The sequence below is a fragment of the Cutibacterium sp. KB22876 genome (assembly GCF_059728865.1).
This window is the reverse complement of record NZ_AP040858.1, coordinates 1,547,631-1,573,061: the sequence shown is the minus strand read 5'-3', so window position 1 is coordinate 1,573,061 and position 25,431 is coordinate 1,547,631. Positions and strand designations below refer to the sequence as shown.

At 63.0% G+C, this 25,431-nt stretch carries 24 protein-coding genes, 2 tRNA genes, 1 pseudogene and 1 riboswitch; of the genes and pseudogenes, 6 read left to right on the top strand and 21 right to left on the bottom strand.

All coding sequences use genetic code 11. The features are described 5' to 3' along the window. Positions 1-12: 12 nt before the first annotated feature. From AC6I1W_RS07135 to thiM, 3 genes are all read right to left on the bottom strand, one after another. Positions 13-981 carry an L-lactate dehydrogenase gene (locus AC6I1W_RS07135; RefSeq protein WP_016667398.1) on the bottom strand — a complete coding sequence of 323 codons (969 nt, stop codon included), beginning with the start codon at positions 979-981 and terminating at the stop codon, positions 13-15. 98 nt (positions 982-1,079) lie between these two features. Continuing rightward, positions 1,080-1,727, bottom strand: coding sequence for a thiamine phosphate synthase (gene thiE / locus AC6I1W_RS07130; RefSeq protein WP_065673979.1), 648 nt, complete (start codon positions 1,725-1,727; stop codon positions 1,080-1,082). Next, complete coding sequence (gene thiM / locus AC6I1W_RS07125) at positions 1,714-2,547, bottom strand: hydroxyethylthiazole kinase (protein ID WP_270235849.1); 834 nt, start codon at positions 2,545-2,547, stop codon at positions 1,714-1,716. The genes thiE and thiM overlap by 14 nt, the downstream gene beginning before the upstream one ends. Beyond that, a riboswitch (TPP riboswitch) is annotated at positions 2,516-2,624 on the bottom strand. Its footprint overlaps the gene before it by 32 nt. A gap of 110 nt (positions 2,625-2,734) precedes the next feature. Here thiM and AC6I1W_RS07120 point away from each other — a divergent pair. Beyond that, on the top strand, positions 2,735-4,102 hold the full coding sequence (locus AC6I1W_RS07120; protein WP_270235847.1) for a serine hydrolase domain-containing protein: 1,368 nt from the start codon (positions 2,735-2,737) through the stop codon (positions 4,100-4,102). A 4-nt stretch (positions 4,103-4,106) separates the two neighbouring features. Here AC6I1W_RS07120 and AC6I1W_RS07115 read toward each other — a convergent pair whose 3' ends face one another. From AC6I1W_RS07115 to AC6I1W_RS07090, 6 genes are all read right to left on the bottom strand, one after another. Next, positions 4,107-5,465, bottom strand: a complete 1,359-nt coding sequence (locus tag AC6I1W_RS07115; protein ID WP_270235846.1) for an MFS transporter — start codon at positions 5,463-5,465, stop codon at positions 4,107-4,109. A 34-nt stretch (positions 5,466-5,499) separates the two neighbouring features. Beyond that, positions 5,500-6,450 carry a sugar kinase gene (locus tag AC6I1W_RS07110; RefSeq protein WP_065673976.1) on the bottom strand — a complete coding sequence of 317 codons (951 nt, stop codon included), beginning with the start codon at positions 6,448-6,450 and terminating at the stop codon, positions 5,500-5,502. Continuing rightward, a complete protein-coding gene (locus tag AC6I1W_RS07105; RefSeq protein ID WP_065673975.1) occupies positions 6,447-7,115 on the bottom strand; it encodes an L-ribulose-5-phosphate 4-epimerase in 669 nt (222 codons plus the stop codon). Before AC6I1W_RS07105 ends, AC6I1W_RS07110 begins: the two co-directional genes overlap by 4 nt. A 91-nt stretch (positions 7,116-7,206) precedes the next feature. Next, a complete protein-coding gene (locus AC6I1W_RS07100) occupies positions 7,207-8,094 on the bottom strand; it encodes an L-ribulose-5-phosphate 3-epimerase (protein WP_065673974.1) in 888 nt (295 codons plus the stop codon). Next, positions 8,091-8,744: a 3-keto-L-gulonate-6-phosphate decarboxylase UlaD gene (locus tag AC6I1W_RS07095; RefSeq protein ID WP_065673973.1), complete on the bottom strand. Its 654-nt coding sequence runs from the start codon at positions 8,742-8,744 to the stop codon at positions 8,091-8,093. The genes AC6I1W_RS07100 and AC6I1W_RS07095 overlap by 4 nt, the downstream gene beginning before the upstream one ends. 5 nt (positions 8,745-8,749) lie before the next feature. Next, complete coding sequence (locus AC6I1W_RS07090) at positions 8,750-9,742, bottom strand: phosphotriesterase family protein (RefSeq protein WP_117189801.1); 993 nt, start codon at positions 9,740-9,742, stop codon at positions 8,750-8,752. Between the two features lie 180 nt (positions 9,743-9,922). Between AC6I1W_RS07090 and AC6I1W_RS07085 the strand changes: the two genes are divergently transcribed. From AC6I1W_RS07085 to AC6I1W_RS07065, 5 genes are all read left to right on the top strand, one after another. Continuing rightward, on the top strand, positions 9,923-10,867 hold the full coding sequence (locus tag AC6I1W_RS07085) for a sugar-binding transcriptional regulator (RefSeq protein ID WP_065673971.1): 945 nt from the start codon (positions 9,923-9,925) through the stop codon (positions 10,865-10,867). 226 nt (positions 10,868-11,093) lie between these two features. Then, the gene (locus AC6I1W_RS07080; protein WP_249361343.1) at positions 11,094-12,131 is read left to right on the top strand and encodes a nitronate monooxygenase; all 1,038 of its coding nucleotides are present in this window, start codon (positions 11,094-11,096) and stop codon (positions 12,129-12,131) included. A gap of 110 nt (positions 12,132-12,241) precedes the next feature. Beyond that, on the top strand, positions 12,242-13,534 hold the full coding sequence (locus AC6I1W_RS07075) for an N-acetylmuramoyl-L-alanine amidase (RefSeq protein WP_065673970.1): 1,293 nt from the start codon (positions 12,242-12,244) through the stop codon (positions 13,532-13,534). Between the two features lie 219 nt (positions 13,535-13,753). After that, positions 13,754-13,829, top strand: a tRNA-Ala gene (locus AC6I1W_RS07070). A 69-nt stretch (positions 13,830-13,898) separates the two neighbouring features. Continuing rightward, a tRNA-Ala gene (locus tag AC6I1W_RS07065) sits at positions 13,899-13,971 on the top strand. 492 nt (positions 13,972-14,463) lie between these two features. Here AC6I1W_RS07065 and AC6I1W_RS07060 read toward each other — a convergent pair. The 12 genes and pseudogenes from AC6I1W_RS07060 to AC6I1W_RS07005 form a co-directional block, all read right to left on the bottom strand. Next, positions 14,464-16,800, bottom strand: coding sequence for a copper-transporting P-type ATPase (locus AC6I1W_RS07060; protein ID WP_270235841.1), 2,337 nt, complete (start codon positions 16,798-16,800; stop codon positions 14,464-14,466). Between the two features lie 68 nt (positions 16,801-16,868). After that, positions 16,869-17,174 (bottom strand): hypothetical protein, encoded by a 306-nt coding sequence (locus AC6I1W_RS07055; protein ID WP_284950918.1) that lies wholly within the window; start codon positions 17,172-17,174, stop codon positions 16,869-16,871. Positions 17,175-17,350: 176 nt separating this feature from the next. Continuing rightward, on the bottom strand, positions 17,351-18,829 hold the full coding sequence (locus tag AC6I1W_RS07050) for a multicopper oxidase family protein (protein WP_270235840.1): 1,479 nt from the start codon (positions 18,827-18,829) through the stop codon (positions 17,351-17,353). 35 nt (positions 18,830-18,864) lie between these two features. Beyond that, positions 18,865-20,004 (bottom strand): sensor histidine kinase, encoded by a 1,140-nt coding sequence (locus AC6I1W_RS07045; RefSeq protein WP_179856593.1) that lies wholly within the window; start codon positions 20,002-20,004, stop codon positions 18,865-18,867. Further along, positions 20,004-20,699 (bottom strand): response regulator, encoded by a 696-nt coding sequence (locus AC6I1W_RS07040; RefSeq protein WP_270235837.1) that lies wholly within the window; start codon positions 20,697-20,699, stop codon positions 20,004-20,006. Before AC6I1W_RS07040 ends, AC6I1W_RS07045 begins: the two co-directional genes overlap by 1 nt. A gap of 31 nt (positions 20,700-20,730) precedes the next feature. Next, positions 20,731-21,408: a DUF6803 family protein gene (locus tag AC6I1W_RS07035; RefSeq protein ID WP_270235835.1), complete on the bottom strand. Its 678-nt coding sequence runs from the start codon at positions 21,406-21,408 to the stop codon at positions 20,731-20,733. A 231-nt stretch (positions 21,409-21,639) separates the two neighbouring features. Then, positions 21,640-21,873: pseudogene (locus AC6I1W_RS07030) on the bottom strand (ATP-binding protein); the annotation flags it as partial. 433 nt (positions 21,874-22,306) lie between these two features. Then, the gene (locus tag AC6I1W_RS07025; RefSeq protein ID WP_016667377.1) at positions 22,307-22,939 is read right to left on the bottom strand and encodes a histidine phosphatase family protein; all 633 of its coding nucleotides are present in this window, start codon (positions 22,937-22,939) and stop codon (positions 22,307-22,309) included. Further along, positions 22,936-23,322 (bottom strand): ribosome silencing factor, encoded by a 387-nt coding sequence (rsfS, locus tag AC6I1W_RS07020; RefSeq protein ID WP_016667376.1) that lies wholly within the window; start codon positions 23,320-23,322, stop codon positions 22,936-22,938. Before rsfS ends, AC6I1W_RS07025 begins: the two co-directional genes overlap by 4 nt. After that, positions 23,319-23,984 (bottom strand): nicotinate-nucleotide adenylyltransferase, encoded by a 666-nt coding sequence (nadD, locus tag AC6I1W_RS07015; protein ID WP_004811736.1) that lies wholly within the window; start codon positions 23,982-23,984, stop codon positions 23,319-23,321. The genes rsfS and nadD overlap by 4 nt, the downstream gene beginning before the upstream one ends. After that, positions 23,984-24,106: a hypothetical protein gene (locus AC6I1W_RS07010; RefSeq protein ID WP_004811737.1), complete on the bottom strand. Its 123-nt coding sequence runs from the start codon at positions 24,104-24,106 to the stop codon at positions 23,984-23,986. The genes nadD and AC6I1W_RS07010 overlap by 1 nt, the downstream gene beginning before the upstream one ends. Before the next feature lie 59 nt (positions 24,107-24,165). Beyond that, positions 24,166-25,413, bottom strand: a complete 1,248-nt coding sequence (locus AC6I1W_RS07005) for a glutamate-5-semialdehyde dehydrogenase (protein ID WP_065673964.1) — start codon at positions 25,411-25,413, stop codon at positions 24,166-24,168. Positions 25,414-25,431 lie beyond the last annotated feature (18 nt).

Here is a 25,431-nt window from a genome sequence, read left to right as displayed (position 1 = left end):
ATGTTCAGCAGGTCACGAGATGGATGACAAAGTGTCACGCAAGCGTTCCGCGGAAGCCTCAAGGGAGGCAATTTCCGCTGCGCTCATGGAGACCGGGACCACTCCTTCGATGCCGTCACGCGAGACGATGCACGGCATGGACAGGGCTACCCCGGAGACTCCGTGGACATCCTCGATGACGCTGGACAGCGGCAGGACGGAACGGCCCGGACGCAGCAGGGACTCGGCAAGACGAGCACCCGTCAGACCGATGGCGTAGTTCGTCGCACCCTTGCCCTCGATGATCTTGTACGCGGCGAAGGCGGCCTCGTGAGCCAGATCAGCGAGCACGTCCTCGGTGAAGACGCGCTCACCCTCGACTGTCCAGTCGTGGATCGGCACACCGGAGATGTTGGCGGTCGACCACAGCGGGAACTCCGAGTCGCCGTGCTCGCCGACGATGGTCACGTGTACATGGCGCTGCTCGACGTTGGCCCACTGACGGATGAGCCAGCGCAGCCGCGAGGTGTCGAGCATGGTACCGGTCGAGAAGACGCGGTTAGCCGGCAACCCGGTGGCCTGCTGGGCAACGACGGTCAGGACGTCACAGGGGTTGGTGACGAGCACGAACAGGGCGTTCGGGGACTGCTCGACCAGCTGCGGCATGAGGGAACGCAAAATATTGGCATTGACGCCGGCAAGGTCCAGACGGGTCTGGCCCGGCTTCTGACGGGCCCCGGCAGTGATGAAGACGACATCAGAGTCGGCAGTGTCGTGGACATCAGCGCCACCCATCACTGAGGCGGGGGTGAACTGAGTGCCATGGGCGAGGTCCGCTACCTCGGCCTCGACCTTGTCCTTGGCAATGTCGTAGAGGGCAACGAGGTCGGCCGATCCGCGGATGAGGCAGGCGTAGGCCAGCGAGGAACCAACCGAACCGGCCCCGACGACGGAGATCTTGGAGGCGCGACGAGTGACGTCAGAAGTGCTCATGGCGCTCATCTTAGGGTGCCCTCGTGCCTGATTATGTACCATGCGCACCAGGGCCGCTCATCTGAACAAGATGCCAGTCGCACTGGGCGGTTGTGCACGCCCTGACGTCACCTCCCCTTCGCGCGGCGCCACGCCTGTGCGAGTTCCCGAGCACTGGACTCGGGATCGGCGCTTCGACAAATTGCCGAGACTACGCTGAGGCCGTCGCAACCCAACCGGGCTACATCCTGAGCGTCAGAGGCAGCGACGCCGCCAATGATGCACACCGGCCACGGGCTGACGTCGACGACATCGCGTATCGCGGCTAAGCCGAGCTCGCCTGCCTCAGGTTTAGTCCCCGTGCCATGCAAAGCCCCAACACCCAAGTAATCGACGACGTCACGGCCATGAGACAGCGCAGCCTCCACATGGGCGGAGGTCTGCGCGGATAAGCCAATTAGCAGATCGTCCCCGAGAATCTCTCGAACTTGGGCGACCGGCATGTCGGACTGCCCGACATGGGCGCCGTCGGCTCCGATGTCGGCGACCAGATGCACCCGGTCGTCGATAATAAGGGGTACTCCACTGCACGCATCCTTCACCCGCCGTCCCAAGGTGACGAATTCGTCGTCGGGCAGATCGTGGTCGCGGAATTGGACCAGAGTCACCCCGCCGGCGATAGCACGCCGCACGGTCTCGACGACCCTGTCTGGGCCGCCACATTGGGCGGTGTCTGTGACGAGGTACACCGACAGATCGAAGTCAGGCCGTGACATCGCGAAGCCCTCCTCTCGCGCCAACTTCGTCGGGTGACACCAGGAACAGCTCGTCGATGAGAGCTTGAGCGAATCCGCCCGGGCCCACACTGCGATCTGCTGCTCGTTCGGCAGCTACGCACAGCATGGCGGTTGCGGATGTAGCGGCAATGAGGTGATCCTTCTGGACGCCTGCGAAGGCTGCTGTCAGAGCCCCTAGTGAGCATCCGACCCCGGTCACTCGCGCCATCCATTCATGCCCCGATGACACGGTTACGTGCCGGCGAGCGTCCACGATGTGATCGACGGGACCACTAATGGCGACCACGGTGCCGTATGTGCGCACGAGCTCAGCGGCGGATCCCAAGGCATCCTCGACGGTATCTCCAGCCTCCGGGCCTCGGGAAGACGCTCCCGTTCCAGCCAAGGTCAATACCTCGGAGGCATTCGCCCGGATGACGGCTGGAGCGCCGACGTGCAACGCGTCCAGCGCGACCTGGGTACGCCATGGCATCCCGACCCCCACCGGGTCGAGCACCCACGGCGTGTCACTACCTGCGGCGCCACGCGCGGCAACAACCATGGCCTCAGCGGTCTCCCGGTACGGGGTACCAATATTGACTAGCACGCCGTCAGCCACCGAGGCGAACCCTTCAGATTCTGAGGGGTTATCGACCATAGCGGGAACCGCCCCCGCAGCCAACAACACATTCGCGGTGAAATTGGCAACCACGATGTTCGTCAAGCACTGCACCAGCGGCTTGTCCCGACGCAGCCGCTCCACAGACTCCGACACCAGATTCGACAATTCAGTCATGCCAACCACTTCCTTCGCCAGCATTACCCGGACAGGTTCAGACGGTCGGTGCCATCACGACACCCTCTCAGCCCTTGTGGTGGGCTCCCGCGTTGTTGTGGTCCAATCTACTGCCACGATGCGCGCTGCCAACGCCGCACTCCTGTCTTCTAGGGCCAGCGGTGTCCGAATCCGCTCTACCAACCCACGTCTCAAGTGACACAATGCCGCCATGAATCCCCGTCTTAGCCCTGTCGCCGACGTTCTCAATGCTGCGTCGTCAGAAGCCGCCGGGAGTGGAACCTCGTTGTCCTGGGCAACCGTTGACGACAGTGAGGTGCGCTGTAACGACACCGACGATCGCGTCTACAGCATCGCGTCGATGTCGAAGTCGTTCACCGCTGCCAGCGTCCTTGGGATCTGTCACGGGCTGATCGACGTGGCTTCTCGACGGCCCGCTCTCGACGACACCCTCGGTAGTTGGATTCCGCAGCTTCAGGAGCCCATCGCCAGCGCGACGATCCGTGACGCGTTGTCCATGTCTACCGGTCTACCACCGGACGATCCGTGGGCCGACCGTCAGCAGGCCATGTCACGCGAGGAGTTCGAGGCGCTGTTGGGTAAACCCTTCATCACGAACTTCGCGCCGGGGACGGGGTACGCCTATTCCAACCTCGGTTACGCGATCCTGGGCCGCGTCGTCGAATTGGCGACCGAGCGGCCATTCATCGACGTCGTCGAGGAAGACGTCATCCGTCGGTTGGGGATGACCGAATCCTTCCTCGACGTCACGCAAGTACCCGAGGGAAAGCTCGCCCCAGGCCTCGGCAGAGATGGCAGCGTCCAGCCCTTGCTTGGCTCCGGAACCTTCTCCCCCATCGGCGGCCTCATCTGCACGGCCAAGGATGTCGGGATCTGGGTGAGCCATTTCATCACCGCGTGGACCAGCGAGGACGATGGTTGGGGCCAGGTCTTTCGCGACATGCAGCAAATGCAGCGGTATTTCACGACGTACGGCCCAGTCACCGAAGGGTACGGATATGGCCTGCACGTCGCTGTCACGGGGAAGGAACACATCGTCTACCACTGTGGCGGGTATCCAGGGTATGGATCGACGATGATGTGGCATCCGTCCTCCGGGGTCGGCGTCGTGGTGCTGGCGAATCGGACGTATCACCCGGCCATCCGCGTAACCTCCACGGCCCTCGACACCGTTGTTCCCGGGGTGGGTGACCTGCTGCTGCCCTCCGCGGCCAAGGATCGCAAGGCCTGTGATGCCGTCCATCCTTCGCCGATGAATCCCCAAGTCCGGCAGCATCTCGACGACGTCGAGAAGATCATTCGCAACTGGTCGGACGATCTGGTGGCTCAGGAGTGGTGCCCGACGATGGACATGGATCGTCCGTTGGATCAGCGCCGCAAGGATTTCGAGGACGTGGTCAAGGCCACCGGGGAATCCGCGGATGCCACGATCGACGTCGTCGAGATGACGCCGTATTGCTGGATCTGGCGTGTCGAGGGCCCCTTGGCTACCCGTCAGGTCACGGCTTCGGTTAACCCGTTGGGTCAGGTACAGGCCCTCGACGTCAGGATCGTTTGATAGGTCAGATCGTGTCGAGTGAGGTGCCGCGAGTTTCGCGGGCGAACATGTATGTCACACCGCCGATGACGAGCAGCACGGTGAACAGGATGAACGCCGGGAAGACCGCGTCCAAGGTGACATTCTGTTTGACCGCAGATCCGCCCACCATGAGTCCCATGAGCGCCGGACCGATGACCTTGGCAGTCGCACCGATGCCGTAACCGAGTCCGAGACCGGTGGAGCGAGCCTCATTGGGAAATTGCTCGGCGCCGAAGGCGTTCAGAATACCGAAGGCGCCGTCGCCGAAGGCCATCGCAACAAGGACGCCGGCAAAGAAGACCTGCCAGCCCCAACCCAGATGAGCCGAAAGCGCGATGATCAGAGTTCCGGCGGCACCTACCAGACCGAATGACAGCATCGTGATCCTCCGACCGATGCGGTCGGCCAGCCATGCTGACAGGAAGCGCCCGATGAGATCGGCCAGAGAGACGAACATAAACAGGATTCCAACTTGCTCTGCAGACTTGCCGAAGCCGGTCTTGAGGAGGGTCTGACCCCACGACTGAATCGTGAATGACCCCAGAATGAAGCAGAAGGACCCTAGGCTGACAATAAGGAGGCTCTTGCGGTACTTGCCGAAGACAAGTGAGTACGAAGCGTCTCGGACGTGCTCTACGGGCGGCAGATCTCCAATGTCGTCAGCCGGCATCTCCAACGCCCACGCCAAAGCCTCACGAGCTTCATTTTCCCGTCCATGACTCTGTAAGAATCTTGGCGACTCGGGGACAAAGCGAATCCACACAAGCAGGAAGACGGGAATCGCACCCAGTGCGATGAGGGCACGCCAATTATCACCCAAGACATTTTGCGCGAGTGACCCCAGAAATAGACCGAGTGGTATGAATACCGACGCCAATCCAGCAAGAAGTCCACGCTGTTTAGCTGGCACAAACTCTTGAACATACGGAATCGAGGTGGTATTGAGGCCGCCAACACCGATCCCCACACCAATACGCAATATGGCAAGCATAACCCAGCCGTGATCTGGGGTGAACACTGATAGGACGGTGAATGCAACGAACATGAGGACGCACCAGAAAAATGACGAACGGCGTCCGATTTTGTCTGCCAGACGTCCCCACATAATGGCACCGATGACCGTACCCAAGCCAGAACAGGCGAGGATGACGCCCGCCTCAGCGCCGGTCAGGTTCCATGGCTTAGTGAGGACGGATACAACGAAACCAATGAGGAAGATGTCAAAGAACTCGGAAATATTTCCGATGATAGCAAGGGCGACAAGGTTCTTCTGATTGCGCGTCAAAGGGCGCGAATCTATAAGATCTAATGCTGATTTCTTGGATGTTGTAGAAGTGGACATGTAATTATATCTCCTACCCGCGCCGCGGCTATTATCAACGCAGAATGTCTGTGTTCGAAGGAATATTGAGCTCACTGGGACTCACACGAGTAAGGTCTCCATAATGAGTCAGGGCGTAAGCAGATGTCCGCTGCCCGTAATAGATTCCCTGGACCACGTCACCTGCAAGATACCCGTGCAATGTTCCTGCAACGAAGGAGTCTCCTGCACCTGGACGGTCGACGACAGGAACCTGAACCACTGGGAAGGTGCGGTCGCCGCGCTCGTCGTCGGATAGATAGACACCATTGATCTGGTCAGTGGACACGACCGTCGGAGCTCCGAACAATTCGCGCAGATCGTGGCATGCCTGTTCTCCGTCAGATTCTATTCCAAATACCGCCCTGCCATCACGCACTGAACAAAAGACAATATCCGATATGCGAGCAATGGGCTCGAGCACCTCTCGAGCTCGCCTCGGCTCCCACAGCAGGGAACGATAATTGACGTCAAGTGCGACGGCTATTCCACGACGGTGAGCCTCCTCGACAAAATGGCTCACCACAACAGCCGTGTTCTCGGTCAGAGCAGCTGTGATGCCAGTCACGAAAACCAATTTCGTGTCGAGCATGGCCTCCCAATCGAGATCCTCGACACGGACGTCACGAAAAGGGGTGTGCTCGCGATCGTAAAGTACACGTGCTGGCATCGGGTACTCACCAGGCTCCATGAAGTACAGGGCGACGCGTCCCTCAGGCTTGATACAGATGTGGGAGACATCGACACCGACACTACGAAACTCGTTAACAACCCGGTCGGTGAGATCGCCCTGTGGCATAACAGATGTCCAGCAGGTGTCGCGACCGACCTGGGACAACAAGCCTGCGACGTTGGCTTCGGAGCAGGCAGCAGTGGCCCGTAGCTGCTGGGCATTAACGAGACGCTCGCCCTTGTAGCAGGTGAGCCGGATCTGTCCCTCACCGATAGTTGAGATGTCGTAAGTCATGACGTCACTCCCTGGGACGCAGCTGGGGTGCCGTAGCGGTTGGTGTATCGGTCGTGGTTGGAGTCGATCTCCGACTGCGGGAGCGGGGAGATCTCGCCGATGAGCTTGGCAAAGGTCAAGGTCCTGGCGACGTCCTCGACCATAACGGCTGCCTTGACAGCCTTCTCAATGGAAGTGCCGACAGTGAAGACACCGTGTTTCTTGAGTAGTACGGCTGGGGACTCATCGATGAACCGTACAACTTGCTCACCTATCTGCTCAGTGCCAATCTGGGCGTAATCTCCGCACGGGACTCGTCCACCGAACTCATCAGCGACGGCGGTCATGGCGCAGGGTATGTCCTGGCCCGTGGCAGCCCAGGCGGTGGCGAAAGTGGAGTGAGTGTGGATGATGCTGCGGATGTCGTCATGGCGACGATAGACGTACAGGTGCGAAGCGGTGTCCGAAGATGGTCCACGATCTCCTTCGACAACCTTTCCGTCAAGGTCGACGACAACCATGTCGTCAGGGGTCATCTCGTCGTATAGCATCCCGGAAGGCTTGATGATCACCAAGCCGGTCCCGGGGTCCCGGGCAGACAAATTGCCCGAGGTCCAGGTCACCAGGCCGTGTCGGGGCAGGTCGAGATTGCCTTCGCAAACGTCTTTCTTGAGCTCTTCGAGCATCGAACGTTCTCCTTTGAACAGCGGTATAGAAATTTTTTGGAGGTTTGGTGTCGGTCGGCCCGAGATTCAGGCTGGGCCGACCGATCTCGAATCAAGCGAGGGTCCTACGAACCGGGATTCCGGCGGTTCGAAGGCGTTCCTCGATGAACTCACGCGCCGACACACTGCGATCACTGGAATCGGGGGCATCGTCGTTCCACATCTCGATCATCATTCGGCCGCGCCAACCCTGCTTGGCAAGGATGGCGAAGGCATCGTCCCAGTCGACGGTCCCCTCTCCCATCGGTACCCGCCGAGGCTCGCCGGGCCGGACATCCTTCACGTGGATCGCAACCATGTGGCCGCGCCCAGCCTCGAGTTCGATCGTGGCATCGAGCTGCTGCTCGGCAATGTTTCCGATGTCGGGGTAGACCTGCAGGTAAGGAGAGTGAGCGAGCTTGACGAACTCCATGGCCTTGCGGATCGAGGTGACGTCGGTGCCGTCAACGTTTTCGATACCCATCACGACGCCGAGACGGGCAGCCATCGGGACGGCGTCGATCAGAAGATCGGTGTACCACTGCTCAGACTGATCGTTCATCTGCTCGTAGTAGCAGTAGTATCCCGCCACCTGAAGCACAGGCACTCCGAGATCGTGGCACAGCTGCAACCCTTCGGCCATCACTTCGCGGGCGCGTTGACGCACCGTGGGGTCGGCGCTACCGGGACCAATGCGCCTGTGCACTGACAAGCAGATACCACCGATCGTAGTCTCTGTTTCCTCGATGCAGTGGCGCACCATACGACGCTGGTTCTGATCCCATTCAAGCCGTGCGGTTCGTTCTTCGGTTTCATCGATCGATAGGTCGACGAAACCGAAGCCGGACTCAGGCACCTGGATAAGGAAGCGACGCCAGTCGTCGGCAGTCTCAAGCGGGTTGCCAACGAGGGCCTTCTCGTAGATGCCGAGGGTCACTCCGTCTGACAGGGGCTCAATCATTTCGGCCACACCTCGTCCAGGGTGGAGCGTAGCTGCTGTGCCGCAGCCCTTGGGTCGTCGGCGGCGACGATTGAACGACCAGCGATGACAATGCCGACTGGATGCTCAGCAAAGACCGGAAGGTCCTTGGGAGTGATGCCCCCAGTGACGGTGACCGTGAATCCCATCTCGGCGAGTTCGTCTACCCGCCCGAGGTCCTCGGGCTTCCATGACAAGTCCCCGGCGGCCTCACGGTCGCGGGAACGCTTAACGATGACGTGCTGGACACCTAATTCACGCCAGGTGCGGGCGCGGTCAGCGTCGTACCACTCATCAGCAAGCTCGACCTGGACTTCACCACCTAATTCCTCTGCCACCTTGCACACTTGATCGATGGTGGTCAGTGATGCCCCGGCGACACAGGAGACGAGGTCAGCTCCGGCTTCGAAGCACAGCCGGGCGATCTTGGCTCCGGCTTCGGCTATGCGAACGTCGGCAAGAATAGCCTTCTCAGGGTAAACCGCCCGAACGGCACGCACCGCATCCATGCCCTCGGCTAGAACCAGGATGGTGCCACACTCGATGACGTCAACCTCGTTGGACACTTGGGCCAGCGGGGCGAGGGCCGACGGCAGGTCGTAGGTATCAAGCGCAACTTGGAGTCGTGGCATCGTTGTCACCCAGCCAGGGGCTCGAAGCCAAGGAAGGTCGCGGCGTTGTTGATGAGCAGGTCATCGACGTAGCTGCGGTCAAAGCCCTCGTCCTCAACCAGACGCGGGCAGAAGACGGCCGGATCGTAGTCAATGCCCGAGACCGAACCGTAGACCTTCTGGTAAGAGGCTTTACCGGAATCAGTACCCAGCAGAACCTGCTTGCCGTAGCCCTTCTTCCCGAGGGCCTTAATCAGGTTGACGCGGGTATTGTCCGGGACGTACTTGATGCGGTTTGTGCCGTCGAGCTCGACGTAGCAGCCAAGCTTGCAGATCTGCTCGTGGGCCCACGGATCCCAGTTACGCTGCATGTGACCGATTGCAATTTTGGCAGGATCGACGCCCTGGTTGACGAGGAAGCGTGCCTGCTCAGGGCCGCAGGTTCCGGCCGTCACATGGGTGTTAATCGGGCATCCGGTCTCCTTAGATGCGATAGCCACCGCCTTGCCGGATTTCTGTTCCCACTCGGTAATTTTGCCGTAAGCGGTCGCCCACTTTATGACGCCGGCCCTGGCCCCGGTACGTTCGACGATGGGGCCCATGTAGTCGAAGCGGTCGATGCCCTCGACGATGTCGGCGATGAGCAGATCGGCAATCTGGTTGACGGTGTACTGGTTGACCCAGCTCTGACGCCATTCCAGGTAGACCTTCTGCTGGTGAAATCCGGTGGCCTGGACGACCTGGAGGCCTGGGACCTTCTCAACAACTTCAAGGGTCTTGAGCACACCGCGACCCGAGGATGCGGGGCACATGTCGACGATCGTGGCGCCGTCGGCCCAGCTCCTGGAAGCTTCGACGAAGTAGGTGGCCTCCTGAGCTGCCTTGTCGACGTCGTCGAGCAGATGGTCAGGATCGATGTAGACCTCACCGGCGCCAACACGGATGAGGTGGTCGTGGGCATTGACGACACCAAGCGTGTCGGGTGAAACGTCGCCAGTGATGGTACGAACGACGGCCATTGGGGTGATTCCTCTCTCACGACTGTGTGACGAGAACCATTCAGCCGTCAGCCCGACATCCTTCGCAAGGCCATGAGCTCACATATGTGAATTCACTAAGCGCTAAAACGCCAGTACGTTGGTTCAACACCGCGTTTCAGCGGGGCTATGATTACAAAGATTCACATTTGTGAGATTCATATGACTGACCGCGAACACATCCAGACCTTACTGACCGTGGCAAAGCGATACTGGTTGGAACAAGCAACTCAGGCCGAGATCGCCGCTGAGATCGGCTACTCCCGATCAATGGTGTCACGCCTGCTCGATGAAGCGCGGCGCCGCGGAATCATCACGTTTACCGTGCAGCACCCGTTACAACGAGCAATTGAGTTGGAACAGGACCTGACTCGCACCTTCGGGTTAGCGTGCGCGCGCGTAGCCATGTCGGATGACGACTCTGCGGCTCACGAGGTATCACGGATGGCTTCCGATCTCGTGACTACATATATGCACCCGGACTCGGTCATCGCGCTGTCGAATGGGCGTGGAGTAGCTTCGGTGGTGCGCGCCATGACCCCGACACGTCACCCTGAAGCGACAGTGGTCCAGGCAATTGGGGGGACAGCGCGGGGGAATCTAGTCCTTGACTCCCCCGAACTGTGTCGCCAACTGGCGGAGCGACTTGGCTGCGCTTACCGAGTGATGCCCGCGCCAGTGTTGGTATCGAATCCGCAAGTAGCAGCGGCTTTAAAGGCAGAGAAATCCATTGGAATGACGATCGCAATGGCCTCCCACGCCGACATCTTGGTAACAGGGGTGGGCGCGGTCGGGGTGAATTCGGTGGCACCGATTTTCGATCATGTGATGCCCGAACGGGCTCATGCCGAGTTGTTGTCGCGGGGAGCGGTCGGCCACATCTGTGGGCACCACATCGATGCTCAGGGCCGTCACGTCGATGCGGACTTCTGCCAAGGGTTGATGACGATACCGATCGACCGAATCCCATCGATCACCCACGTCATCGTCAGCGCTTTCGGAGCTGAAAAGGTGCCAGCTTTATCGGCGATCCTTCGAGCCCATCTGGTAACGGATCTGGTAACCGACATCGCAACTGCGAAGGCTGTGCTCGATCGTCGTGGCTGAGGTTGGTATGACCGGACCCGCAAAGCAGAGTACCCACCTGCCAAGAACTCCGCGAGATCAACAACGTCCCCATCTTCCTCACCAACGACGGCGCACCCCTCGTCGCCGAGGCCGGCAGCCGCCCTCATCCACTTGGCACTGCTCGTATCGTTGGACTTGCTTGCTTCAATGCAACCCATCCCCAGCCCGAGACCACATGAATCCCCTCAGGGGGAAGGAAACGCTCGTGACTATCCTCATTCCCACTCCCCGGCCGATCGTTGCTGCACCCATGGCAGGTGGGCCCACCACTGTCGCGCTTGCCCTGGCGGTCGCCGAAGCAGGCGGCTTCCCGTTCCTCGCCGGCGGCTATAAAACCGCCGAAGCCCTCCACGCAGAAATCCAGCAGCTTCAGGCCAAGGACGTTCCCTTCGGCGTCAACATCTTCGTGCCGAGCAACGCCACCGTCGACCCGGCTGCCTTGTCTGCCTATGCCGATGAGCTTGCCCCGGAAGCAGAACACTACGGCCTGCAACTCGACCCCTGCCCCGTCTCCGATGACGACCACTGGGATGACAAGATCGCGCTCCTGACCACACATTCCGTCCCCGTGGTGTCCTTCACCTTCGGCCTGCCACCCCAGGACATCATCGCCAAACTCCACGAGCACGGCACACAGGCACTGATCACCGTCACGACCCCAGAGGAAGCCGCCGCCGCAACTGAACGCGGCGCCGACGGGCTCATCATCCAAGGCCCCGCAGCCGGTGGACACAGCGCCACCTTCGACCCCACGCGGACACCACAACCGGAAGACCTCCCCACTCTCGTCTGCCGCGTGCGCAAGGCCAGCCCCTTGCCAGTGATCGCCGCCGGCGGCATCGATGACGCTAAAGCGGTACGAGCAGCACTTGATGCAGGCGCCATCGCCGTTGCGGTAGGGACCCTTCTGCTCCGCACCGACGAAGCCGGAACCTCAGCCACCCACCGGGCAGCACTGGCCGACCCCGCCCTCGACGACACCACCATCACCCACGCCTTCACCGGACGACCGGCCCGCGCCCTCACCAACGACTTCATCACCCAACACCACGCCACCGCACCCCACGCATACCCCGCCGTGCACCACCTCACCCGTCCACTGCGACAAGCTGCCACCCAAGCCGGAGACGCCCACCGGGTCCACCTCTGGGCCGGAACCGGCTACCGCAACGCACCCACCGGCCCAGCCGCCAACATCATCCGCACGCTCTACCCACTCCCCGACGATGAGCACCTCACCTAACCGGCATGGGTGTAACGCTCCTGCGCGGTGATCCTCCGTGATGTGACCCCCATATGTGGTGCGCTTGTGTGGCTTCACAAGCATCTTTACCGGGCGAGAGGACGATTCCGATGATTGACATGAGCCGCCGTTCGTTTACTGCCATGGCCATCTTTGGCCCGCTTATCAGCCGAACAGCGTTACCTGAGCATAAGGTGTCCGGGCCACCGATTGACGGGCCGGACAGCCTCCACATCGAGTGGGTACCTGCCCCGTATCAGCAGTACGGATCTGATCCGGTGAAGTACGGAAATCACGACCTTGCGCGCCGCCCCTCTGCGCCTTCACTGACGAGAATCGTCATCCACGACACCGAGGAGACCTACGACAACACCATCAAACTCGTGGAGAAGCCGAACTACCTCGCATGGAACTACACGTTGAGATCTTCTGACGGTCACGTTGCGCAACACCTCGATCCCAAGGACATCGGCTGGCACTCCGGGAACTGGTATTACAACATGCACGCCCTCGGACTCGAACACGAGGGTAAGGCTCTCGAGGGAGAATCCTGGTATACGGACGCGATGTACCGCTCGAGTGCAGCGCTAGTCCGCTATCTGTGCGATAAATATGAGATCCCGCTGACGCGTGGTCGCGTCATTGGCCATGACGAGGTTCCTGGCATTGACACCGAGCACATCAAGGGGATGCACTGGGATCCGGGCGCCTTCTGGAACTGGGCTCGATACTTTGAGCTGTTGGGCCGCCCACTCACCGAGGGCACGGTGAGCACCAGACCCAAGCGCGGCGACGTCGTGAGGATTTTGCCTGATTTCGAAATGAACACGCAGGCCTACAACGGCCAGGTCGTCAGAGGAGTGAACTTTGTGACGGCGAGGCAAGCCCCGTCGTCGGATGCCCCGACGGTTGTTGATGCCGGTATCAGCCCGGAGCCGGCAACAACAGAACCTGCCGACGTCGGCGCCCGGCTGAACACGGGTGCGGAATATGTCGTCGCAGAGGTTGGAGGGAAGAACGACGAGTGGGTCGCCGTCTGGTACCTGGGAGCTAAGGCGTGGTTCCACAATCCCGCTCGACAGCCGGTGGCACGAGTTGTCCCGGGAGCGCGAACGATCACCGTGGTTTCGCGCACGTCAGGTTATGGCCGGGCGTACCCGGAAGCCTCTGCCTATCCGGACGGCACCTGGGTGCAGCCCGAGGCTGCGTTGCCGTACGTGTTGGAGCCTGGTCAGCGCTATGTCGTCATCGACTCTCAGCCTGCGACAGACTATTACCGGTCCACGACGTTCGACGCCCCGCCGCCCAAGGACCACGTCAATGTGACCGGAAAGGACCGGTACGTATGTGTCTTCCTGGGACACCGTCAGGGCTACCTGAAAGCCACAGACGTGCAGAGCTGACGTCGGCGGTAGGAGTCGCGCAGAGGGACGGACGCGGTGATGGACGGCTGCTTGGGGCAGTGAGGGTGCGTTGCGCATGAGTGTGTGTCGATACCCATACGCAGGTACTGGCCTGGCTTGGTCCGATTTGGTGAGGATGGGTGGGATCCGGTAACGTTTGCCTGGTCGCCCGGGCGGTCGGGTGAACGAAGAGGATGACCCTCCTGAGGAGTTGTTTTCGGGGCATTGGCGCAGTTGGTAGCGCGCTTCCATGGCATGGAAGAGGTCAGGGGTTCGAATCCCCTATGCTCCACCAGACAGGATGTTCCGGCGTGGTGGACGCCGCAGCGGAGGATCGTGTCGAAGGCCTGACGAGGTCGCCCGCGGGGCATTGGCGCAGTTGGTAGCGCGCTTCCATGGCATGGAAGAGGTCAGGGGTTCGAATCCCCTATGCTCCACGTAAAATAAGAATATCGAAGCTTGCCCCGCCTGATGGTGGGGCAGTTTTGTTTCTGCGGTGACGTGCGCCGGGGCGTCGATGCTCGTATGAGCGAGGACGCTGACGGTGGCCTCGGCGGATATGTGGGGCGTTCTCTTCGTCGTCGACGGTGATGTGGGTGAACAGTGTGCGGTTGAGGATGCGGCGTTCGGCTGATTCGCAATTGTTGGTGGAGGTCGTCGAGGACTTCGGTGAGCTGATCCAAGCCTGTTCAGGCATCGGTCTAGAAACGGGGACGAGCACATGTCGAAGTGGCAGGTTCCCGGGAAACCGCAGATACGGCGCTACGCCCCGGACGAGAAAGCGGCGGCGGTCCGGATGGTCCCGCTGCGAGCAGGGCTGGCTATGTCAACTTCATTTGGCCCCGGATTGTCGGTCTGGCTGGGCCCCGGTTGGGTGCGAGAAGCCAACCCAGAGTGAACTCCGGGCAGCTTATGGGGGGCAGTTCATGTCAGTGGTGTCGGCGCAGGCGCAGGGAGTTGGTGATGACGCTCACCGAACTGAGGGCCATGGCGGCTGCGGCGATCATCGGGGACAACAGCCAGCCGAAGGCGGGGTAGAGCACTCCCGCGGCGATCGGAATGCCGATGACGTTGTAGATGAATGCGAACAGCAGGTTCTGCTTGATGTTGCGCATAGTGTCGACGGACAGGTCGCGGGCCTTGACCAGGGCTGCGAGGTCGCCGCCGAGGAGGGTCACGTCTGCGCTCTCGATGGCGACGTCGGTCCCGGTGCCCATGGCGACGCCAACGTCCGCCCCGGCCAGGGCAGGGGCGTCGTTGACGCCGTCACCGGCCATCGCGACCGTGTGACCTTGCTCCTGGAACCGCTGGACGTGCCCATGCTTCTGATCCGGAAGCACGTCCGCGATCACCTCGTCGATGTGGAGCTCGTCGGCGATGGCGTGGGCGGTGGTGGCGTTGTCCCCGGTCAGCATCACAATCCGCATGCCACGGTGACGTAGGTCGTCGATGGCCTGGGCGGTGGTGGGCTTGAGTCGGTCGGCGATGGCCAGGATGCTTGCAGGCTGACCATCGACAGCCACGATGACGGCAGTGGCTCCTTGGCGACGGAAGGCGTCGATGTCGTCGGTCAGGGGGGTCGTGTCGGCATGCTGGGTCGTGAGGAAGGCAGGGCTGCCGACCATGACCTGGTGACCGTCGACCAATGCTTCGACGCCGCCACCCGGGCGGGCGGTGAATGCAGTGGCGGTCGGTACGGTGACGTCGCGTTCTCGCGCCGCGTCGACGATCGCGCGGGCCAAGGCATGTTCGGACCCGGACTCGACAGCGGCCGCCATGGCCAGCACGATCTCGGCGTGGTGGCCGGCGACGACCTTCTGGTCGACGAGGCTGGGATGGCCCTGGGTCAGGGTCCCGGTCTTGTCGACCACCAGGGTGTCGATCTTCTGCAGTCGTTCGAGTGCTTCGGCGTTCTTGACCAGGACGCCATCGCGGGCTCCGCGACCAACCCCGACCATGATGGACATGGGTGTGGCAAGGCCAAGCGCGCAAGGGCAGGCGATGATGAGCACGGACACTGCAGCAACGATCGCGAACGGTAGCCGGGGCTGTGGCCCGACCGTGGCCCAGACGGCGAAGATGATCAGTGCGATGCCGATCACGACCGGCACGAACACAGCGGAGATCTTGTCGACGAGCCCTTGGATGGGGGCTTGGGAACGTTGCGCCTGGGACACGAGGTCGACGATGCGGGCCAGGGTCGAGTCGGCGCCCAGGCCGGTGGCCTCGATGACCAGGCTGCCGCCGCTGGTGATGGTGCCGCCGATCACACGGTCGCCGGGGTTCTTGTCAACAGGTACCGGCTCGCCGGTGATCATGGATTCGTCGACGTAGGCGTGGCCGTCGACCACGATGCCGTCTGCTGGGATCTTCTCACCGGGGCGGACCCGGCAATGGTCGCCGACCTGCAGGTCCGCGGATGGCACTTCCTCTTCTTCTCCGTCGAGGTTGATGCGATGCGCGGTGGCTGGCGACAGGTCCAGCAGGGCGCGGATGGCACCCGAGGTCTGGTCGCGTGCCCGCAGTTCGAGTACCTGCCCCAGCAGCACCAGGGTGAGAATCACGGCGGCGGCCTCGAAGTAGACGCCGACCCGGCCACCGTCATCACGCATGATGGCCGGGAAGATCCCCGGGGCCAGGACGGCGACCACACTGTAGAACCACGCGGCACCCACACCGAGGCTGACGAGGGTGAACATGTTGAGGTGCCGGCTGGCCACTGATCGGGCGCCACGTGCGAAGAATGGCCACCCGGCCCACCACACCACGGGGGTGGACAGCGCGAGTTCGACCCAGGGCACCCACGCCCCGACGGCCAGGGCCGGGACCATCGCCAGCACCACCAGGGGCAGGCTGAGCACGGCTGCCACGCGGAGACGGCGGCGCATGTCTGCCAGCTCTGGGTTGGGTCCGTCGTGGACGCCCACCGAGACCGGTTCGAGCGCCATGCCACAGATCGGGCACTCGCCCGGCCCATCCTGCCGGATCTCGGGGTGCATGGGGCAGGTCCATTCGCCATCGCGTGGGCCGGTGTCGGCCTGTGGTGGCGGGGCGCTTTGCCCGCCGTGCTCTTGGTGGGCAGCAGGCTGCCCGGGGTCGGTGTGCTGGTGTGCTGCTGGCGCGGGGGGCTGTCCGTCCGGTTGGAGGAACATGCCGCACTTGGGGCAGCGGCCAGGGTGGTCACTGGTGACCTCGGGGTGCATGGGGCAGGTGAAGGAGTCCCCTTCAGCCGTGATGGGCTTGTCGGGTGGGGTAGGGCTGGTCATGGTCTTCTTCGTCCGTTGAGTGGTGGTGCTCTGTGGTGCTGGTGGGCGCGTGGTGCGAGGTTCTTGGCTCAGTGGTGATCGGCCCCGTGGTTCATCATCCGCATCATGAGCCACATTATCACTACGCAGCCGAGGGCGGGGATGGCGGCGGCCATGACGCCGCCTGCGGAGCGGCTGGCACGACCTGTCCACAGGTATCCGGCCACGATGAGCAGCATCGGGGCACACATCAGCAGGTGCATCCAGTGGTGGCTCTTGCCGTGGCCTGTCATCTTCGGATCGTGCCGGTGCCGCACGGGCTCGAGTACCGGGTCGGCGGCGGGGCGGGGAGCGTCGCTGTCACTGCGGTTGAGCTGGGTGGGGCTTGTGTACATGGTGGTCTCCTTCGTCGTGTGTGGCTGGCTGCCGTCACCATCCAGACTGTCGAGCGTCCATGAAGCTGGACCGGGGCAAATGATGAAGGTTTGACCAAGACGTCGGAGGCATGTGCGGGCATGCGGCGGTGCGGTTCCCGGGGTGACGCGGGAACCGCACCGGCGTGGGCTGGGGGTCAGTAGCGCAGGCTGGTCATCATGCCGATCTCGGCGTGGTAGATGTTGTGGCAGTGCAGCATCCAGGCTCCGGGGTTGTCGGCCTGCAGGTCGGCCTCGATGGTCTGCATGGGCAGCAGCAGCACAGTGTCCTTGCGCAGTCCGTTGCTGCCCGGCAGGGACCAAGTGTGGCCGTGGATGTGCATCGGGTGGGCCATCATCGTCATGTTCGTCATCCGCATCCGGACCCGCTGTCCCGGGCTGATCGACAGGGGTGTGTCCTCACCGAACTTCTTGCCGTTGATGCCCCAGGCGTAGGGCTTCATCTGGCCGTTGAGCTGGACCTCGAGGGTCTGCTCCGGTTCCTTGTCGGGCAGCTTGGCTGCGTCGGCGGCGCGCAGGGCGGTGCCCAGGACAGCCTTTCCTCCGAGTTCGGGGATTCGGGTGGTGGCCGGCGGAATGCTGCCGGCGCCGGTCTTGACGATGGCGCGGGCGGGAGTACCGGTCTTGCCCTCGGGGGCGGCCTGCAGCACGAAGACGCCGTCGCCGACGGTGACGGTGGCGTCGATCCTTTCTCCCATGGCGAGGTAGATGGCCGTCGCCTCGACCGGCTGCACGGCGAAACCGTCGGCGTGGGTGATGGTGAGTCGGTGCCCGGACAGGCCGACCTTGAAGATCGTGTCGGCTCCGGCATTGATGAGCCGTAGCCGGACCTTGTCCCCGGGGCGTGCCGTGAGGGTGCGCGGTGCGGCCGGGATCCGGCCGTTGACGACGTAGTGCGGGTAGCTCACGTCTCCGGCATCGCCCAAGGGGGAACTGCCGTGGTCCATGCCTCCCATGTCGTGGTTCATTCCTTGGGACAGGGGGCCGCTGTTGGCCTTGAAGTCGGCGAAGATCGCATCCGGTGACTTGCCAACCCCATCGGTCCAGTCATCCAGGACCAGGACCCATTCCGCGTCGTGGTCGCCCGGATCGCGTGGGTCGTCCAGCACGAGGGGAGCGTACAGCCCCCGGTCGATCTGGACTCCGCTGTGGGGATGGAAGAAGTAGGTTCCGGCATGGGGTGCGACGAACTCGTAGGTGAAGGCACTCTTGGCGGCGATGGGGTCCTGAGTGACACCAGGCACACCGTCGGAGGCGTTGCGCAGGGCAATGCCGTGCCAGTGCACCGAGGTGGCTGTGGGGAGCTGGTTGTCGACCGTGACCCGGAACAGGTCGCCCGCCTTGCCGCGCAGGACGTTCCCGTCGAGTTCGTCGGTGTAGGCCCAGGTCTTGGCCAGGACACCGCCCAGGTCCAAGGTGACAGGGCGCGGGGTCAGGGTGTGGGTGACGGTCGTCGCCCCGGCCGGGGTGGCGAGTGGTGTCTGGGTCGGGATGGCCCATGTGGCCGGGGTGGTGCTGGCCGGGGAGGGCTGCTTGGCGCCGCATGCAGCCAGGGCGCTGGTGGATGCCAGGCCGAGGCCGGCGAGCAAGGCCTGTCGGCGAGTGATCGTGTTCATGCCCACGACTCTTCCCGCCCCGCATTGTGACCGGGTCAGGGAAGTGTGGAGATTCGATCAAGACTTCGTGGCAGCACCAGGGTGAACGACGCACCGCAGCCCACCCCCGGACTGGCCGCCAGCACGTCGCCCCCATGTGCCCGGGCGACGGCTCTGGCGATGGTCAGGCCGACTCCGGTTCCGCCGTCGACGTCACGGACCCTGCGTGATCCTTGGTGGAAGAAGCGTTCGAAGACGTGGGACACCTCACCGGCGGGTATGCCTGCGCCGGTGTCGCTGACCTGGATGGACACCGAGTCCGTGTCAGACCAGCTCGTCACACATACCTCACCCCCGCGTGGCGTGTGCTGGACGGCGTTGCGCAGCAGGTTGTCCAGGACCTGGCCGATGCGTGCAGGGTCGACATCCACCTCCACGGGGCAGTTGCCACGGGTCACCAGCTGGATACCTGCCTCGGCACAGGCTTTCGCACACGAGGTGACCGCCGATTCCACCAGGTCATCGATGCGGGTCAGCCGTAGTTCCAAGGGGATCCGCCCCTCCTCTGCCCTGGAGACCTCGGAGATGTCGGCCGCCAGCGCCGTGATGCGCTCGTTCTGGCGTTGGAGGACCTCAAGGACCTCCGGCCCATACACGGCGACTCCGTCCTGGAGGCTCTCGAGCGTCACCCTCGTCACGGACAGGGGCGTTCGCAGCTCATGGCCAAGATCGGTCAACATGCGTCGTCGGGTGGCCTCCGTGGCCGCGATCTGGGCCGCCATCCGGTTGAACTCATGGGCCACGGATTCGAGTTCGCGCCCCAGTGGCGGCATGCGCACGGGGTCGTCGTAGTTGCCGTGCGCGACCCTCTCAGCCCCCTCGGCCAGGGCATCCAGCCCTCGGATGAGGCTGCGGTTCAGCACCCATGACGTCACCGCCGCGATCATCATCGCGGCGGCAAGTCCCAATCCCAGGGAGGCCGCACCGGCGTCATGGAAGGCACGCTCGGCATGGTCCAGCACCATGGGCTGGGTGTGCCCGGCCTCGGCCATGTGCTTCTTGAACAACGGCGGGCCCATCTCCAGGGCGGTCAGTACCAGCGTGACGCTCATGGTGACCAGGACGGCGAACTGGGTCCACACCAGCCGTCGACCCCACGACAACCCGGGCCACAGCTCTGATGGCCGTCCTCCCATCAGCCTCGGCCCATCCGGTAGCCCACGCCCCGCACAGTCAGCACGTAGCGGGGATCGGCGGCCTCCTCACCCAGCTTCTTGCGAAGGTGTGCCACGTGGACATCGACCAGATGGTCGTCGCCGACCCAGTCCTCGCCCCAGACCATGTCCGTGAGCTGACGCCGGCTCAACACACGTCCGGGATGCGCGGACAGCGCCTTCAGCAGGTCGAACTCGGTGCGTGTCAGGTCCACCGCCACACCATCCATGAAAGCTTCGCGCGAGTCGGGATGCACCACCAGTTCCCCGATCCTGCGGGCGACGGATGCCGAAGCCGTGGATCTCGGGCGACGCAGCATCACCTGGACGCGTGCCACGAGTTCGCGCGGGCTGAAGGGCTTGGTGAGGTAGTCATCCGCGCCCACGGACAACCCGATGAGCATGTCCACCTCGTCAGCTCGCGCGGTCAGCATCAGGACGTAGCAGTCGCTGAAGGTGCGCACCTTGCGACAGACCTCCACTCCGTCGAGGCCCGGAAGGCCGAGGTCGAGGATGACGACATCCGGCTGCTCCTCCCGGATCCGCGAAACCGCCTCGTTCCCGTCTGCACAGGTGTCTGCGGCCATGCCGGCCCGTTCCAGGTAGTTCTTCACCATGCCGGCCAGCACCGGTTCGTCGTCGACCACCAGCACCGAAGTGCGCGCCACATCGCTCATGACTCCATCTCACCACGAGACCCAGCAGGCGTCACCTCGTCGGTTGCGAGGACGGGGACATGTTGTGGTTCATGCTGCCCATGTCGTGGTTCATGACGCTCGACGACGTGTCACCTCCCAGGACTGCCGGATCGACCATCCCGAAGATCATCGCCACGTGGGCCACCACGAGGAAGGCCGCCGCCATCGCCACGTGCATCCGCAGACGGTTCTCACTACTGCGGCCCAGGACCCCCGCTTCGAGGAGACTGATCACGAGCATGGGCAGGCCACCGACCAGGTAGCTGAGGACCGCGATGACATCAGCCGGGCCGCGCCATCCCCCATTCATGGTCAAGGGCACCACCGCGTGGACCATCAGGTGCGTCCCGATGAAGACCCACACGGGACCGGCGAGCAGGCCAGCAGCCCGACTGAGCCTCGCCACCCACGGGGCTGCGGGCCGGTCATTGCGGCGCCCCAGCAGCATGACCAGTTCCGTGATCGCCAAGGTCTCGGCCAGGATGACCGGGAGGGCCATGAACAACAGCAGGTTCCACGGTTGCCGCACCGCGAGGAGTTCCATGTAGTGGGTCATCGCCATGCCAGCCATGCCCGAGCCAGCAGTCAGGTCGGGCACGGCCAGGGCCAGCCCGACCGCGGCCACGCTGGCAATTCCCAGGAATGCGAGGGACCCACGAGCCAGGGATGAGGATTCATTTGTCGTCATGCCGCCAAGCCTCCAGGCGGCATGTCGAGCCACGAGCAAGACAGTGTGAGAAATGATCAAGATCCACCGCGAACACCGGCTGTCACCCACCTCCCCCGTCCGGACCATCGATGCCCCGGACCTGTGCAGTACCCGCAGTGGCACAGAAACCCACCAGAAGTCGACCGGCATTCGGTTCGGCCGCCTCTCTGCCGTGCACTGCTCTCGATGGCCACGCCATGACCCGTCGAGTCACAGAGTCTGGCGAGCTCGCGTGTGGGCGAGGCGATAGGAGTTGGTTCCGGTCTCGATGATGGTGGCGTTGTAGGTGAGGCGGTCGACGATCGCTGCACAGAGCCTGGGGTCAGTGAAGGTGTCGGTCCAGGCGGAGAAGGACTGGTTGGACGCGATCGCGATGGCGTTCTTCTCCTCCCGCTCTGTGAGGACCTGGAACAACAGCTCGGCGCCGCGCCGGTCGAGCTCCATGTCGCTGTGGGGCTCGAGGGACTGCTTGCCTGGCCGGCCACCTCAACCCAACCGGATGTCCGCCTACTCAAGCAGTGTCTGACCGAGAGTTTCCAGGTGTGGCTGACCGGATCGCAGTCGCCGGAGGCATGACGCTCAAGTCGACTATTCCAAGCGAAAGCCATGCTGCAGGACCAAGCCCACCATCCTCGCTCTCATGCCCAGCGTTGCTCACGTTGTACTGACTGGGGACGTTGATGAATCGTGAGAGGGGAAGCTCGGCGTCGGGCCGACCTTGACATTGCAGGGTACTTGTCCGGTCGGGGCATGTGTTCCATGTCCACGATGACCTCCCAGGCAGTGCCACAAGTACAACTTGTAGTAGCGCCCGTGGGACGAGGTCTCTTGGCGGACGCAAATCAACGTGTCCGATCAGTACACCAGCATCGCCAAGTCACAGTACGGTCGCGTTATATGTCCGCAACCTCCACCGATCGTCCATTCCGCGTCGGTCGGCCTCGCCGGATCCAATCCGATCCAGCACGGTCCACGAGCAATTCCCCAGCCCACCGAACCGAAGGAACTCCGGATACCCACCGCCGAGCAGCCACACCACGGCAGCCCGCAGAGCAAATCCATGGGCCACCAGGCACACCGTCTGGTTCTTCTGCTCGTCCACGGCATCCCTGACCGCCGCCGTCACCCTCTCGGCAACCTCGGCGGTCGTCTCGCCGTCAGAGCGCCGGAAATCCTCGCCAGAGGCCATCAGGCGCGTGTAATGGGGGTCGTTGCGATGTAGATCGGGCACGGTCTCCCCCGCCCACTGACCTACGTCGACCTCTTTGAGCCGGTCATCGAAACCGACCTCGAGACCGGTAGCACGCCCGATCGTCTCGGCCGTCACCCTGGCACGCACCAACGGCGACGACACGATCGCCACCGGATCCATCCCGGCAATGACGGGCGCAACGGCCTCGGCCTGGGCAATCCCCACCGAGGACAGCGGAATGTCCAACTGCCCCTGGAGCCGTCCGTCGGCGTTGAACTCGGTCTCGCCGTGCCGAACCAGGACGATCCGCGTCGTCACATCTGGTCCCAGTCGAGCTGCTCCTCAGGCAGCTGCAGGTCGACGGCCGGGCAGTCCTTCCACAGCCTTTCCAGGGAGTACAGTTCGCGTTCCTCCTGATGCTGCACGTGCACCACGATGTCGACGTAGTCGAGCAACACCCAACGGTTCTCCCGCTCTCCCTCGCGGCGGGCGCGATGAGCCTCGTGCTCATGCATGGTCTGGTCGATGGCGTCGACCACGGCCGACACCTGACGCTCGCTGGCCGCAGAGATGATGACGAAGATGTCAGTGATGGCGAGGTGCTCCGAGACGTCAAGGGCGACGATGTCGAAGCCCTTCTTGTCAAGGGCGGCGTGTGCCGCCACACGGGCGAGCTCGATGGCCTGTTCGGTGGCGCTCAATGATCCTCCGGATTGATGTTGATGTTGTCGTGATAGAGACCGCGCTTGTTGATGTACTGCACGATGCCATCCGGCACGAGGTACCAGATCGGCATGTCCTCCCCGACCCGCTGACGGCAGTCGGTTGACGAAATGGCCATAGCCGGCACCTCGAGAAGAGTGACCTTCTCAGCCGGCAGATGGGAGATGTCCTTGGCTCCCAGCGGCACCCCGGGACGCGACACCCCAATGAAGTGTGCGAGGTCGAACAGTTCCTCAGCGCCACGCCACGTGAGGATGTGACTCAGCGCGTCGGCACCGGTGATGAAGAACAGATCGACATCACTGCCTCGCTCTCGTCGCAGATCCTTGAGGGTGTCGACGGTGTACGTGTCCCCCGGACGATCGATGTCGACCCGTGACACCGAGAATGACGGGTTCGACGCCGTCGCGATGACCGTCATGAGGTAACGGTCCTCGGCCTGCGAAACCTTGCGTCCCTTCTTCTGCCAGGGCACGCCAGTGGGCACGAAAACGACCTCGTCGAGGTCGAACCTGGCCGCAACCTCAGAGGCTGCGACGAGGTGGCCATGATGAATGGGGTCGAAGGTACCGCCCATCACCCCGAGCCGGTAACGGCGTCCGTTGTGGACCCGCGCCAGCCCCAGCTCAACACTCGGCATCAGGAATGCGGCCGACCCTTGCCGATACCACGAACGATGCCAAGTGCAATCAGCAGCACCAGCAGCGTCAGGATACCGACGACGAGGGCCGAGGACTCCATGAGAAGAGGAACCATGCTCATGGCGCCTCAGCCTATCCCACAACCACCCCAGAACGACCGTTGAACGGTCAAGGACGGCCTCACGGACGGGTCTGACCGTCTCCCTGCAAGACGTAGGTCGTCGTCGTCATCTCCCACAGACCCATCGGTCCGCGGGCATGGAGCTTCTGGGTGGAAATACCGATCTCGGCACCAAATCCGAACTCCCCGCCATCGACGAACCGGCTGGAGCAGTTCACCAGCACCGCCGCGGCATCGACGCTGGAGGTGAAGAACTCCTGGGAGGTCATCGACCTTGTGATGATCGTCTCCGAGTGGCCCGAACCGTGCTTGGCTATGTGGTCGACGGCCTCCTCCAGGTCGTCGACGATGTGCAGCGCGAGGTCCAGGGACAGGTACTCGTCGTCGTACTCATCGGGCTCGGCCGGCACGATGCGGGGATCCAGCCGAGTACTGTCCTCATCGCCATGCACCGTCACTCCGCGATCGCTCATGGCGTCCACCAGCAGCGGCACTGCGGTGTCCGCAATTCCCCGATGCACCAGCACCGTCTCGATGGCATTGCACACACTGGGACGCTGCGTCTTGGCATTGACGGCGATGCTGATCGCCATCTCCACATCGGCACTGGCGTCGATGACGAGGTGGCAGTTGCCGGTTCCGGTCTGGATGACGGGCACCTCAGCCCCGGAGACGACGGCGTTGATGAGCCCGGCCCCACCACGCGGAATGAGCAGGTCGACGTACCCACGGGCAGCCATGAGCTCGTCGGTGACCTCATGGCCACCCTCGACGAGCTGCACCGCCTCACGGATTTCCTCGGGCAACCGGGAGCGCATCGCCGCGATGACGGCACGGTTGGACTCTAGAGCCGAGGACGATCCTCGCAACAGGCAAGCGTTGCCGGACTTGAGGCAGATACCGGCGGCGTCAGAGGTGACATTGGGACGAGCCTCGTAGATGATCCCGATGACGCCGATCGGCACCCGGACCTGCTCCACCTTGACTCCCAGCGGGGTGTGCCAGCCACGCACGACCTCACCGACGGGGTCGTCGAGCCGAGCGACCCCTTCCAGGCCGACGGCCATTCCCTCGACCCGTTCCGGGGTGAGGGTGAGACGATCGACGATGGCCTCGTCCATCCCGTCCTCACGGCCACGATCGACATCGGCACGGTTGGCGGCCAGGATGTCGTCGACGTTCTTGCGCAACCCGGCGGCCATGGCCATCAGCAGGTCGTCCTTGTCGATGCGACGCAGCCGACGCAACACCGTGGCAGCAGATCGGGCAGCCTTGGCCTGTTCGATGACTCGCGAGCTCATGGCCACATGGTATTCGTCAGGTGG